The organism is Promicromonospora umidemergens, from assembly GCF_024171995.1.
GTDB lineage: Bacteria > Actinomycetota > Actinomycetes > Actinomycetales > Cellulomonadaceae > Promicromonospora > Promicromonospora umidemergens.
Map to the genome: position 1 here is coordinate 1 of NZ_JAMTCT010000020.1, position 11,958 is coordinate 11,958.

The window sequence follows — 11,958 nt, forward strand, 5'->3', positions numbered from 1 at the left end:
AACCGCAGGCTCAGCCGCAACCAGTAGAGCCTGAGCCGGAGGTGCAGCGCAGGGTGCGGGCCGAGGAACGAGGCACGCGCCCGGAGCGAAACCGCCGGCTCAGCCGCAACCAGTAGAGCCTGAGCCGGCCCGGTCACACGAGCCGGAGCCGCCGCTCTGCCATCCCGATCCGGACCTCCTGGCCCCAGGACACCTCGAGCCGGTCGGACTCCATGCCGTCCCCGAACACTACGAGCCGGTCGGACTGGACGGTCACCACGAGCTCGCCGTCGCCGCCGAGCAGGCCCTCGGTCATCGAGACGCCGGTGACCGGCGACGGCCACGCCTCACGGACGAACCAGGCGAGCGCCGGGTCCGTCCGCCCGGGCAGGCCGCGCCCGCCTCGGTCGTGCGCGATCGAGGCGCTCCATCCGGTGGCACCGGTACCCGTGCTGACGATCAGGCCCGACGACGACTGCCGCTCCGACTCGCCGTCGGCGGCCAGCACATAGCGTGCGGACTGGTGGCTGGGGTGCCCGAGAAACAGCTCGTTGACGGCACGGAGCTCCTGACCGTCGTCGAGCCGTGCGTGCACCATGGTGAGCTCGTCGCAGCGCACTGCGGCGAACGCCGCCTCGCCCGCACCACGAACGGTCGTGGCAAGGTTGCCGATGATCCGCGCGGCGCCGTCGGCGTCATGCCGCACCAGGACGCCGAGGTTGGTCCCTGGCTCCGGGTTCACACCGACCACGAGCTGCCGGTCCAGGTACTTGGCCGCATTCGCGACCAGGCCGTCCTGGCCCACCACGACGACGACGTCCTCGGGCGCGAAGAGGAAGCGGTCCAGGTCGGCGCGCTCCACCTCGGCGAGTGCCCAGCTGGACGGCACGCTCGCCGCGACCGCCCGGCGGGCCGAGGCCACGGCGTCGTGCCGGGCCTCGACGTCCGCAAGGGTGCGTCCGCGGGTGCGGAGGAAGAACGCCGCCTGGCCGCGGGTGGCGTGCCGGTCGAGCAGCTCGTCGAGCTCGGTTCGACGGTGCACCAGCACCGCGCGGGTGCGGAGCGCCATGTCAGCGCCCAGCGGCCGGCGCGGCGTCCGACGTCGACTCGCCGGTCCGGTTGGTCAGCGCGCCCAGGAGACCGCTCACCAGGTCGGGCGTGACGGTCAGCGAGCCGATGTTCGGCAGGCGCGGGGCGGCGTCGCGCAGGGCGAGCGCCGTGAGCACGTCGCGCCCGACGTTGGCGTAGACCTCCATGAGCGCCGCTTCCTTGGCGGCCGCCGCCTCACCGAGCTGCCGTACGGCGGCTGCCTCTGCGGTCGCGGCGATCTCGTGCCGCTCGGCGTCGGACTTCGCTGACACGAGGGCGGCCGCCGCGGTCTCTTCGGCCTCGCGGCGCTGGTTCGCGCCCTCCTGTGCGACGAGCTGTTCGCGTCGAGAGGCGAGCTCGATCTGGCTCGCGAGCTCGTTCTCCGCGATCTTGCGCTCCCGCTCGACGGCGACGGCGCGCCGCTCGTAGGTCGCCCGGTCGGCCTCGGACTGCAGCCGCTCACGGACGGGCGTGCGCAGGGCCTTCTCGACGTCGCCCTCCGGCCGGACGGCCAGCACCCGCACGCCCAGCACCTCGATTCCCGTCGCGGCGAGGCGAGGGTCGTCGCCGAGTGCGCCGAGCGCCGTCCGCACCCGCCCGATGCCGGACTCCAGCGCCTCAGCCAGGTCAAGGGTCGCGATCAGGTCGACGGTAAGGCTCTGTGCGAGCTGGCCGACGATGGCGCCCACCTGCTGGCGGCCGCTCGCCTCCTGACCCGCCTGCGTGACGGGAAAGATCCCGAAGTCGAGGCGTCGAGACGCCAGGACCGGGTCACCGAACCGATAGGTGACGCTCGTCTGCACGCTGACGTCCTGCTGGTCCCGTGTGATGGCGTGGAACAGGACCGGGAGCTCCTGGTCGGTGGCAGGCACCTCACTGAGCACCGAGATGTCAGGGCGGAACCAGAAGGCTTGGCCCACGCCCTCGTGCCGGACGCTGCCGTTGCTGAGGTGCACCACGTACTCGCTCGCGGAGCCCAGGAACTGCCGGACCCAGGGGTAGTGCTTGATCGTTGCCATCGTCGACGTCTCCTCCGGTTTGTCGTCACTATGACGATATATACCGAGCCCGCTTTTCGTCAAGCTGACGAGAATGTACCGTCGATGCCATGGCCGACACCGCACGCACCCGACCAGCCGTACCCGACACGGCAGGTTCCTTCCCTGTCACCGTCGACGTCGTGGCCCTCACCGTGCGCGAAGGAGCCCTGCACGCGCTGGTGGTCGACCGGCTCCTCGAGCCGTTCCGTGGCCAGGCCGCGCTGCCGGGCGGATTCGTGCTGCCCGGAGAGACCCTCGAGCAGGCGGCAGGGCGAGAGCTCGAGGAGGAGACAGGGCTCACGGTGCCGACCGGCGCGACCGGTGCGGGCCCATGGCACCTGGAACAGCTGCGGACCTACGGCCCGCTCGGCCGGGACCCCCGCGGCCCTGTGCTCTCCGTGACCTACCTGCTGCTCGCGCCCGCGTTCGGGCTACCAGCGGCCGGCGGCGACGCCGCCGAGGCGCGCTGGGTCCCGGTCGACGGGAACGCCGGAGGGCTCGCCTTCGACCACGACCACATCCTGGCCGACGGCATCGAGCGAGCCCGCGCCAAGATCGAGTACTCGCCTCTCGGGGCGGCATTCTGTCCGCCCGAGTTCCCGGTGGCGGAGCTGCGCGGCGTGTACGAGGCGGTCTGGGGCACGCGGCTGGATGCGCGCAACTTCCACCGCAAGGCGACGGGCACGCCAGGTTTCCTGGAACCGACCGGCCGCCTGGGTGGAGGCGGCCCTGGCCGGCCGGCAGAGCTCTACCGGCTCGCCGCCGGCGTCGACCCGACGGCGGCCGTGCTGCACCCGCCGCTGATGCGGCCGGTCAGCTCCGGCCGGGCCGCGCCCTCGGCTTGAGGCGGAGGTCCGGCAGTGCGGGTGCGCGCAGCGGCCCGCTCGGATAGCCGCGCACCTGGCCGAACCGGCGGTCGGCGGCGCCGTCGGCGTACACGGTCGCCCCGGCACGTCGTCCTGAGCCTGTCTCAGGGTGCCGCCCTGAGGCTGTCGGAGGATCCAGCTCTGCGACCAGCGCCATCCAGTCATCGCGAGCCCTGACGATGTCCTCGTGCGTGCGGCCCATGAAGTTCCACCACATGATGACGTCCTCGGCGAACGGCAGGCCGCCGATCAGGACCGCCCGAGCCGGCGCGCCGGCGGACGCGCGCACCACGAGCGAGGGTCGCCCCGGCGCCGTGTAGCCGAGGCTCGCCGGCGGCACCCCGCTCTCCTCGAACGTCACGTCACCCGTGTCCACGAGCAGGGCGTGCTCGTGCGCCGGGTCGACGTCGAGCCGGACGGCCGCGCCGGGCTCCAGGTCGATCTGCGCTCCCACGAGCGGTGTGTACGTCGTCGCGGGCGAGTCGAGCACCTGGCCACCCACCGCGAGGCGCCCGATGAACACCCGGACGACAGCACCGTCGTGCCGTGCGACCGGGAGATCGCCGTGGTGCTCGAAGTGCGGGTCGACGCCGAGCGCCGAGCCGGGCAGCGCCGTCCACAGCTGCACGCCGTGCAGCAGGGCCGGACGCCCCCGCGCGGGGGACTCCTCCGAGTGCGAGATGCCGACGCCCGCCGTCATGAGGTTGAGCTCGCCCGGGCGGACCGTCTGGAGCGAACCCACGGAGTCGCGGTGCAGGATCTCGCCCTCGAAGAGCCAGCTCACCGTCTGGAGCCCGGTGTGCGGGTGCGGCGGCACCTGCATGCCGTCGCTGGACGAGACGTCGTCGGGCCCGTAGTGGTCGCTGAAGCACCACGCCCCCACGAGGGACCGGGCGCGCTGCGGGATGGTGCGCCGCACGTTCATCGCCCGTGGCCCACCGAGCGGCACGTCGCGCGGGGTGAGGAGCTCGATACCAGCACTCTGCTCACCCGCAGCGCAGACCTGCTCGGCCGGCCGGGTCTCGAGGTTGCTCATGCGCTGAGCCTAGGTCCGGTCCGGGACCTGGGCGCAAGGCCAGGGCCCCCGGGGCAGGCCGGGAGCCCTGGCGTGAACCGCGCACCCGTGGCCGCAGACAGCGGGACCAGAGCGCCGTGCTGACGTCACGACCCCGATACGCCCGTCAGATCCGGATCGCCAGGTCTGTTCTGCACGGACGCTTCGGACGCGGGCGGTCTTCCGGCCCCGTACAGGCACCTGTGACGTCATCCACAGCCCGTACCGCGGTACGGGACGTCCTGTCGTTCTCCGGTCAACCATGTGTCCGATGCCCGGGCCGGTCGGCACTGCTGCAGCCACCGTATCCGCACCCGAATCGTCGAACCATTGCCCACGTTTCTATCCGCGTGGCGCACGCGCGGCAAGCGCTGCGCCCTCGGGATTTTCACCCTTCCTTCGCTCACAGTTTTATCCACAGGAACGGGCCTGGATTTACCACACCGCACACAGGGCTGTGGATAAAATCTGTGGATAACTAAAGGGCGGTCACACCCAGGCCCGAGACCCCGGAGCGCCACCTCCGGTCGGGTCGTTGCGCCCGTCCAGCTCCTCCGGGGCGGCGATGAAGCCCCCGTCGTCCACGAGGACCCCTCCGATGCGGCTCTGGAGCGCCACCGCGAGACGGGCCAGCGAGACGCGCATGCGAGCCCGGGCGATGGCATGCAGCCCGGGCACGTGCTCCAGCTCGAGCTCGTACGGGTCGGCCGGCAGCCAGCCGATGCGGTACGCGAACGGTCCGTAGCTCCGCCAGTCGAGCGTGCCCAGGGCGCGCGGCACCCGGTCGACGCGCTCCACGTCGACCACTATCGCTCCGTCGTACGCGGTGCTGCCTGCGAGGGTGTAGCGCGGCGACCCGTCGGGCGTGGTCTGCTCGGCGGAGACGTCGGCGGTGGCGATGAGTGACCGCAGCATCGGCAGCACGTCGCCCGACATGAGCGGATGTGCGGCGTAGAGCGCCAGGTTCACCGATCCGGCTGCGTCCGGGAGCAGCACCTGCCTGCCGTCCGCGAGCACGGCACCACCCGACTTGCGCGCCGCCGCGACCATCCACTGCACGATGCGCAGCTCCTCGCCCTGCGGCAGCGCATGCGGGAAGGTGCGAGCGATACCGTCGCGGTCGTCGTAGGACGACGGGGCGGCGCCGCGGACGTCCCGCAGCCCGTCCGACCGCGTCACCGCGTACGCCTCGGCCTTCGTCGCGGAGACCTTGAGCTCGGCGAGGTGCACCTCGCCGACCTCGAACGGACCGGTTGCCACGTGCTCCTCCCCCAGGCGCATGACACCGGGGACGATCGTGTCCGGCTGCGCCATACCCCGGAACCGGGCACCGGCGACCCGGCGCGCGCCCGAGGTGCGGGACGGTTCTCGGAGCCATTCGATGTCCGAGAACCACGCGGCAGCGAGCTCGCTGACGGTGACGGGGCCGTTCGTACTGGGCAGGATCAGAATGTGACCCGAGGCGTGTTCCGCTGGAATCACACCCGCCAGAAATGTCATGCGGGGCACTTTACTGCCGGTCACTTTCAGCGATGATGCAGGCATGTTACGGAGAGGAAACGTGCTCGTGACAGCACCCGCACAGCGTTAGGGCGCCGAGCGACAGCAATTTCGACAGCGCCTCACCTTAATGCCTATGAACTTACATAGGCATTAAGGGTCTAGGTGCGAGATGCGCAGGAAATGACGCTTCAGGTACCGCCCGGTGCCCCGATCCGGAGTTCCGGTTACCTGACGGCGCGTGCCTATGATGTCAGCATGCCCAAGATCATCGGGAAGAGTCTGCACGAGCACCGGCAGATGACCAGGCACAAGCTCTTCACCGCTCTGTCCACGCTCATGGCGGAGCGCGGGTTCGACACCATCACCCTGGCCGACATCGCCGCAGCGGCGCACGTCGGCCGGACCGCTGTCTACAACCACTTCCACGACAAGGAAGCGCTGCTCCTCGGCTTCATCACGCACGAGACCGAGCAGTACGCCCACACGCTGGAGCGCGCGCTCGACGGCGTGGACGACCCCGTGGAGCAGCTGCGTACCTACATCCGCCAGCAGGCCCAGCTCACTCGCGTCTTCCACCTCGCCCCCGGCCCGGACCTACGGACGGTCCTGTCGCGTGCCACACAGCGGCGCCTGCGCGAGCACGCCGACATCGTCGAGGCGATCCTCCGCCGCATCCTCGCCGCCGGCATCGATGCCGAGACGTTCCCGCCCCAGGACATCGAACCGACGGTGCACCTCGTCAACGCCTGCTTGTCCGGCCGGCTCATCCCTGACGAGCCCGTCGCCCGCGAGCGCACCATCCGCGCCGCTGAGTCGTTCGTGCTGCGCGCGGTAGGGGCCAGGACTCCGGTCCCGGCCTGACCCTCTGGCAGGGTCGTGGCCGTGCGGGAGTCCGGTCAGATCCAGCGCTTCCAGCGGAAGACGCCGAACAGGCCCACGCTCACGGCCAGCATCGCGACCAGAGCGGCCGGGTAGCCGTACACCCAGTCGAGCTCCGGCATGGCCTCGAAGTTCATGCCGTAGACCGTGCCGACGAGGGTCGGCGCGAACAGGATCGCCGCCCAGCCCGAGATCTTCTTGACCTCCTCGCCCTGGCGGATGCTGACCTCCGACAGGTGCTTCATCTCCTCGTTCTGCCGCTGCGCGACGAGGGTGGCGGCCACGGTGAGGATGTCGCGCAGCGCGGCCCGGAAGACCTCGATGCGGTCGGCGGCCTCGGTGAGGTGGTCGGCGACGTCGCGCAGGTAGGTCTGGAGCTCCGGGTCCACGCCGTACTTGTCGGCGCCCTTGGCGAGCGACGCGCAGAGGCTCTGCTCCGGCCGCACCGCCCGCTGGAAGTCGATGACCTCGCGGGACAGCTCGTAGATGCGCCGCGACACGTCGGGGGCTCCGCCCCAGACGTCGGACTCGATCTCGTCGATGTCATGGTCCAGGCCCGCGACGACCGGCGCGTACCCGTCCACGACGCTGTCGAGGATCGCGTACAGGACGGCCTCCGGCCCGCGCGAGAGCATCTCGCGGTCCGACTCCAGGCGGCTGCGCACCGCTGCCAGGTCAGGCGAGGCGCCGTGGCGCACGGTCACCACGAAGTCGGGTCCCACGAAGACGTGCAGCTCGCCGAACTCGACCTCCTCGGCGTCGTCCAGGTACCGCGCGGCGCGGAGCACCACGAACAGGGTGTCGCCGTACCGCTCGATCTTGGGGCGCTGGTGCGCCTGGATGGCGTCCTCGATGGCGAGCGGGTGCAGGTCGAACTCGCGGGCGAGCGACGTCAGCTCGCGCTCGTCGGGCCGCTCCAGCCCGATCCAGGCCATGCCACCTGGCCGCGAACGGAGCGCGCTGAACGTCTCCGCGAGGTTGTCGTAGGCGGCGGTGCGAACGCCGTCGGTGTAGATCGCGGCAGCGACCACCGAAGAGCGGGGCGCCGGCTCGGCGGGGCGCGGGGCGACGTCGGGCACGACGTCGACGGCGCGGCGCTGGCGCCGGGCGCCCAGCAGCGGACGAGAAGGACGGGAGGGCAGGAACGTGGCCATGGGGAACTCCTGGGGTCGAGCGCAGGAAACGGACTGCGAACGGACACCGCAGCAGAGACGGCCGAACGACCGGTGGACCTCACGCCCGAGGGGAAAGGGGCGGAGCGCACCGGTGCGCGAGAGCCCGCGGACACGCGGGCGGGGAACCGTCAGCTCAGCTGCGGTTCGGACTACTCGGAGGCTCGCTGCGGGTCATGCGCGCCACCTCCTTGGTCCCAGCGGCGGATCGCCGCGCCGTACGTTCTCGACAGGGACCCAGTCTAGCCACGTCGAGGCCCGGATCGGACCCATTCGAGAGCAGCGTCACTCGTCACCACGCGTCGTGGGGGCGGTGGCGCACTCCAGGCGGGGTATGGAACTCCTGCGGCGTCGGCGACAGGTAGGCCCGCGCGAACTGGAGCGAGGCGGCCAGGTCGTCATGCCGCTCTGCTGCCGTGCGCGCCGCGCGGGTCGAGATCTCCACGCAGACGTCACCGCTCCAGCGACGCGCCACCAGCTCCTGGAGCACCTTCTCGGCCTGCATGCTGCCCCGGCCGGGCACGAGGTGCTCGTCCCGCGCGCCGTGGTTGCCGTCCGCCAGGTGCACGTGCCGCAGGCGGTCACCGAACGTGTGCAGCAGAGTCAGGGCGTCCTGCTGCGCCACGCTCGCGTGCGAGAGGTCGAGGGTGACGGCGTCGTAGTCGTGCTCAGCGGGGTCCCAACCGGGCAGGTACGCCTGGAACTCGCGCTTGCCGCCCCGCCACGGGTACATGTTCTCGACGGCGATCGTGACGCCCGACGTCTCGCTCAGCGCGCGCACCTGGTCCTGGAACTGCCGCGCGTACTTGTACTGCCAGCGGAACGGCGGGTGCACCACGACAGTGCCCGCACCGAGCTCGAGCGCCATCTCAGCGGTCCGTTCGAGCTTCGCCACCGGCGACCGGCCCCAGACCCGCTGGCTCACCAGCAGCGTCGGCGCGTGCACCGAGCGCACCGGCATGCCCGTGTCGGCAGCCAGCTTGGCGAGGGAGCGCGGGTTCCGGGTGACCTCCTCGGACCAGACCATGACCTCGACGCCGTCATAGCCCAGCTCCGCCGCCGCATCGAAGGCCAGCGGCGTGCGGCGTGGGAAGACTGATGCCGTCGAGAGCGTGACCTGCACGTCGGGTGCGGCCGGCTCCTGTGGTTCGGTCCAGATCGGTTCGGGCATGCGGGCCACCTTAGAGCGCCTACGTGACTGTGATGTGACCGGGGAGTTCAGATGGGGTTCACGTGAGCAGACGTCCCCGTACGACGTCCCGAGCTGCCTGTGCCGTCGGGCACTCGAGCACTGTCCGCGCCAGCTCCACGCACTCGTCGCGAGACACTCCTGCCAGGGTGCTCGCGACGTCGGCCAGCGCGCGGGGTGTCATAGACAGTGACGTTACGCCCAACCCCACCAGCACGGGAGCGAGCAGCGGGTCCGCCGCCGCCTCGCCACATACGCCCACGGGAGCACCATGCACCGCGCCGCCCTCACACGCCACCCGGACGAGCTCCAGTACAGCGGGCTGCCACGGGGTCGACAGGGCGGCGACACCGGCCAGGTCCCGGTCGGCCGCCATCGTGTACTGCGTGAGGTCGTTGGTGCCGAGACTGGCGAACGAGACCTCCGCCAGGACATGCCGGGCCTGTAGCGCGGCGGCCGGCGTCTCGATCATCACGCCCGACCGGGCCAGACCGTGCGCGGCACAGGCGGCCGCGAAGTCACGGGCCTCGTCCACGGTGGCGACCATCGGCGCCATCACCCAGACCTCGGCCGGCTCAGCGGCGGCAGCCTGCGCTATCGCGTCCAGCTGACGGTCCAGCACGTCCGGGTGTGCGACGGCGGTGCGCAACCCGCGCACGCCGAGCGCCGGGTTGTCCTCGTGCTCCGGCGTGAGGAACCGCAGCGGCTTGTCCGCGCCGGCGTCGAGCGTCCGTACGACGACCCGCCGGCCCGGGAAGTGGGAGAGGACCGCACGGTAGGCGGTCACCTGCTCCTCCACGGTGGGCTCCTCGCCTCGCCCGAGGAAGCAGAACTCGGTGCGGAACAGGCCGACCCCCCGTGCGCCGGCGGCCGCGGCCACCTCTGCCGCCGCGGGGTCCGCGACGTTCGCCACGAGCTCCACCTCGAACCCGTCGCGGGTGGCGCCCCGGCCGTCGAAGCTGGCGGCGGTGGTCCGGCGTCGGCCGCCCTCGATGTCGGCAGTGGTGGGGCCGCGAAGGACCGTACCGAGGGTGCCGTCGACGACCACCTCCTCGCCGTCGGCCAGGTCGCTCGCGCTGGGCAGCGCCACCACGGCCGGGATACCGAGGGCGCGGGCGAGGATCGCCATGTGCGACGTGGGACCGCCGCGCGCCGTGACGACCGCTGTCACCACCGCTGGATCGAGCATCGCGGTGTCGGCCGGTGCGAGATCGCTCGCGACCAGGACGAACGGGTGCCCCGGATCGGGTACCCCGGGCGGGGCAGCGCCCGTCAGCGCGGCGACTATGCGGTCGCGCACGTCCCTGACGTCGCGGGCCCGCTCCGACATGGGCGGGCCGAGTGCTTCCAGCTGTGTCGCCACCGACCCTGCCGCGTCCCACACCGCGCGTTCCGGGGTGAGGCGGTCCTCACGGACCCGCCGCGCGGCGCCCGCGGCGAGAGTCGGGTCAGCGGCCATGGCTGCGGTGACCGCGAGCACGTCGGCCGCGGTGCCCGCCGCGCGACCCGCACGCTCCGCCAGGTCGGCCTCCACCCGGGCGGCGGCCTCCTCGACGGCGAGGACGGCTTCGTCGGCCGAACCCGACAGGCGATTCGTCCCGGGCTCTGGCACGCGGGCCGGCATCCGGACCACCACTCCCACCGCGCTGCCCGGGCTGGCCGGGACCCCTGTGAGCCTCTCGCTCGTCATCCGTACGCTCCCCCAAAGGCTCGTCGTCGAGTGCGCTCGGAACGTTACACGCGAGCGCCCCGCCGGGCGAGGCTCGGTCCTGGCCCCTCGGCCGAGGTCCGCTCTCGGCAAGGACCGCCCTCGGAGGGTCCGCTCCCGGAGAAGTCTGCCGTCTGACAGGATGACCCCATGGCCGAGGCCCTGATCGTCGGATCACCCGTCGTCGGACGGGTGGTCGCGATGCGCGATGTGCCCGATCCTGTCTTCGCGGAGAGCATCGTCGGCCCGGGGCTCGCCATCGATCCCGACCCTGAGCTGGGCGGACGCGTCGTCGCACCGTGCGCGGGTGTGGTCGTGAAGCTCCACCCGCACGCGTTCGTGCTGCTGGTGCCCCCCGTCGACCAGCCAGGTCCGGACGCCTCCAGGGAACGGGGCCGAGGCCTGGACCTGGCGGCCCTCGGGGACCCCGCAGCGAGTCCTCCCCCGGCCGGCGGTAGGGGCGTCCTGGTGCACCTCGGCATCGACACGGTCCAGCTGAAGGGCCAGGGGTTCACGCTGCTCGTCGCCGAGGGCGCGACCGTCACGGCCGGCCAGGCGCTCATCGCCTGGTCCCCTACCGAGGTGTCCGACGGCGGCCGCTCCCCCCTGGTGCCGGTCGTCGCCTTGGACCTCGCCCCGCTCGGGCTCGAGGAGCTGGCCCGTCCGGGCACCCTGGTCCAGGCCGGGGACCCGCTGTTCCACCTGGCGTGAAGCTCCGGTCCGACCGGAACGATCCCAACGCACGGCACGCGATCACCGGCGTGTCGCACGCATCTCGTCGGGTTCGTCGCGGCAGCCGGTCCACGCTCTAGGGTCTTGCCCATGGTGCGCACCGTGGTGTTCGACGTCGGAGAGACACTCATCGACGAGTCCCGGATCTGGCTCCGCTGGGCCGAGCGGCTCGGGGTCCCCCCGCTCACGTTCCTCGGCCTGCTCGGCGGCTGCGCCGCGCTCGACCTGTCGCACCGGGACGCGTTCGAGATGGTGCGTCCGGGCCTGGACGTCGAGGCCGAGATCGCCCGGTGGGCCAAGGACGACCCGGTCGGCCTGCGCAACGGGTTCGACGCGGACGACCTGTATGCCGACGTCCGGCCCGCCCTGGCGGCACTGCGCGAGGCGGGCTTCGACGTCGTCATCGCGGGGAACCAGCCGCCCGAGGCCCGTGCCTCGCTGGAGGCGATGGACCTGCCGGCGAGCGCGATCCGCACCTCGGACGAGTGGGGCGTCCAGAAGCCCGAGCCCGGGTTCTTCGCCCGGGTCGCGGAGCTGTCCGGAGTCATGCCTGAGGAGATCGCCTACGTCGGCGACCGGCTCGACAACGACGTGCTGCCCGCCGCCGAGGCGGGGATGCGCCCGATCCTGCTCCGCCGTGGCCCGTGGGGCTACCTGCACGCGCTCCGGCCGGGGGCCGGGCGGGCGACGGTCATCGACTCGCTGACCGAGCTACCCGAGATTCTGGCCGTCTGAGCCGTCTGAGCC

At 71.9% G+C, this 11,958-nt stretch carries 11 protein-coding genes; 4 read left to right on the forward strand and 7 right to left on the reverse strand.

Annotation, left to right across the window (positions count from 1 at the left end):
- Nucleotides 1–133: 133 nt before the first annotated feature.
- On the reverse strand, nucleotides 134–1,048 hold the full coding sequence (locus APR04_RS23705) for an NAD(+)/NADH kinase (RefSeq protein WP_253875123.1): 915 nt from the start codon (nucleotides 1,046–1,048) through the stop codon (nucleotides 134–136).
- 1 nt (nucleotide 1,049) lies between these two features.
- Nucleotides 1,050–2,087 (reverse strand): SPFH domain-containing protein, encoded by a 1,038-nt coding sequence (locus APR04_RS23710; protein ID WP_253875125.1) that lies wholly within the window; start codon nucleotides 2,085–2,087, stop codon nucleotides 1,050–1,052.
- Nucleotides 2,088–2,176: 89 nt separating this feature from the next.
- Here APR04_RS23710 and APR04_RS23715 point away from each other — a divergent pair, with 89 nt between their 5' ends.
- Complete coding sequence (locus APR04_RS23715; protein WP_253875127.1) at nucleotides 2,177–2,953, forward strand: NUDIX hydrolase; 777 nt, start codon at nucleotides 2,177–2,179, stop codon at nucleotides 2,951–2,953.
- Here the strand turns inward: APR04_RS23715 and APR04_RS23720 are convergent.
- Complete coding sequence (locus APR04_RS23720) at nucleotides 2,922–4,010, reverse strand: pirin family protein (protein ID WP_253875129.1); 1,089 nt, start codon at nucleotides 4,008–4,010, stop codon at nucleotides 2,922–2,924. The genes APR04_RS23715 and APR04_RS23720 overlap by 32 nt on opposite strands.
- Before the next feature lie 507 nt (nucleotides 4,011–4,517).
- On the reverse strand, nucleotides 4,518–5,528 hold the full coding sequence (locus tag APR04_RS23725) for a hypothetical protein (RefSeq protein ID WP_253875131.1): 1,011 nt from the start codon (nucleotides 5,526–5,528) through the stop codon (nucleotides 4,518–4,520).
- A 258-nt stretch (nucleotides 5,529–5,786) separates the two neighbouring features.
- Here APR04_RS23725 and APR04_RS23730 point away from each other — a divergent pair, with 258 nt between their 5' ends.
- The gene (locus tag APR04_RS23730) at nucleotides 5,787–6,392 is read left to right on the forward strand and encodes a TetR/AcrR family transcriptional regulator (protein ID WP_253875133.1); all 606 of its coding nucleotides are present in this window, start codon (nucleotides 5,787–5,789) and stop codon (nucleotides 6,390–6,392) included.
- Between the two features lie 35 nt (nucleotides 6,393–6,427).
- Here APR04_RS23730 and APR04_RS23735 read toward each other — a convergent pair whose 3' ends face one another.
- The 3 genes from APR04_RS23735 to ptsP all read right to left on the reverse strand — a co-directional run bounded on the left by APR04_RS23735 (nucleotide 6,428) and on the right by ptsP (nucleotide 10,461).
- Nucleotides 6,428–7,564: a magnesium and cobalt transport protein CorA gene (locus APR04_RS23735; RefSeq protein WP_253875135.1), complete on the reverse strand. Its 1,137-nt coding sequence runs from the start codon at nucleotides 7,562–7,564 to the stop codon at nucleotides 6,428–6,430.
- A gap of 310 nt (nucleotides 7,565–7,874) precedes the next feature.
- Nucleotides 7,875–8,753 (reverse strand): sugar phosphate isomerase/epimerase family protein, encoded by an 879-nt coding sequence (locus APR04_RS23740; protein WP_253875137.1) that lies wholly within the window; start codon nucleotides 8,751–8,753, stop codon nucleotides 7,875–7,877.
- 58 nt (nucleotides 8,754–8,811) lie between these two features.
- Complete coding sequence (gene ptsP, locus APR04_RS23745; protein ID WP_253875139.1) at nucleotides 8,812–10,461, reverse strand: phosphoenolpyruvate--protein phosphotransferase; 1,650 nt, start codon at nucleotides 10,459–10,461, stop codon at nucleotides 8,812–8,814.
- Nucleotides 10,462–10,629: 168 nt separating this feature from the next.
- Between ptsP and APR04_RS23750 the strand changes: the two genes are divergently transcribed.
- Both APR04_RS23750 and APR04_RS23755 read left to right on the forward strand, forming a co-directional pair.
- Nucleotides 10,630–11,190 carry a PTS sugar transporter subunit IIA gene (locus tag APR04_RS23750; RefSeq protein ID WP_301312923.1) on the forward strand — a complete coding sequence of 187 codons (561 nt, stop codon included), beginning with the start codon at nucleotides 10,630–10,632 and terminating at the stop codon, nucleotides 11,188–11,190.
- Between the two features lie 111 nt (nucleotides 11,191–11,301).
- Nucleotides 11,302–11,946 (forward strand): HAD family hydrolase, encoded by a 645-nt coding sequence (locus APR04_RS23755; RefSeq protein WP_253875141.1) that lies wholly within the window; start codon nucleotides 11,302–11,304, stop codon nucleotides 11,944–11,946.
- Nucleotides 11,947–11,958 lie beyond the last annotated feature (12 nt).

Bases quoted from the DNA above. Each gene is read 5' to 3' on its own strand.
- APR04_RS23705 (WP_253875123.1), bottom strand. From the start codon at position 1,048: ATGGCGCTCCGCACCCGCGCGGTGCTGGTGCACCGTCGAACCGAGCTC.
- APR04_RS23710 (WP_253875125.1), bottom strand. From the start codon at position 2,087: ATGGCAACGATCAAGCACTACCCCTGGGTCCGGCAGTTCCTGGGCTCC.
- APR04_RS23715 (WP_253875127.1), top strand. From the start codon at position 2,177: ATGGCCGACACCGCACGCACCCGACCAGCCGTACCCGACACGGCAGGT.
- APR04_RS23720 (WP_253875129.1), bottom strand. From the start codon at position 4,010: ATGAGCAACCTCGAGACCCGGCCGGCCGAGCAGGTCTGCGCTGCGGGT.
- APR04_RS23725 (WP_253875131.1), bottom strand. From the start codon at position 5,528: ATGACATTTCTGGCGGGTGTGATTCCAGCGGAACACGCCTCGGGTCAC.
- APR04_RS23730 (WP_253875133.1), top strand. From the start codon at position 5,787: ATGCCCAAGATCATCGGGAAGAGTCTGCACGAGCACCGGCAGATGACC.
- APR04_RS23735 (WP_253875135.1), bottom strand. From the start codon at position 7,564: ATGGCCACGTTCCTGCCCTCCCGTCCTTCTCGTCCGCTGCTGGGCGCC.
- APR04_RS23740 (WP_253875137.1), bottom strand. From the start codon at position 8,753: ATGCCCGAACCGATCTGGACCGAACCACAGGAGCCGGCCGCACCCGAC.
- ptsP (WP_253875139.1), bottom strand. From the start codon at position 10,461: ATGACGAGCGAGAGGCTCACAGGGGTCCCGGCCAGCCCGGGCAGCGCG.
- APR04_RS23750 (WP_301312923.1), top strand. From the start codon at position 10,630: ATGGCCGAGGCCCTGATCGTCGGATCACCCGTCGTCGGACGGGTGGTC.
- APR04_RS23755 (WP_253875141.1), top strand. From the start codon at position 11,302: ATGGTGCGCACCGTGGTGTTCGACGTCGGAGAGACACTCATCGACGAG.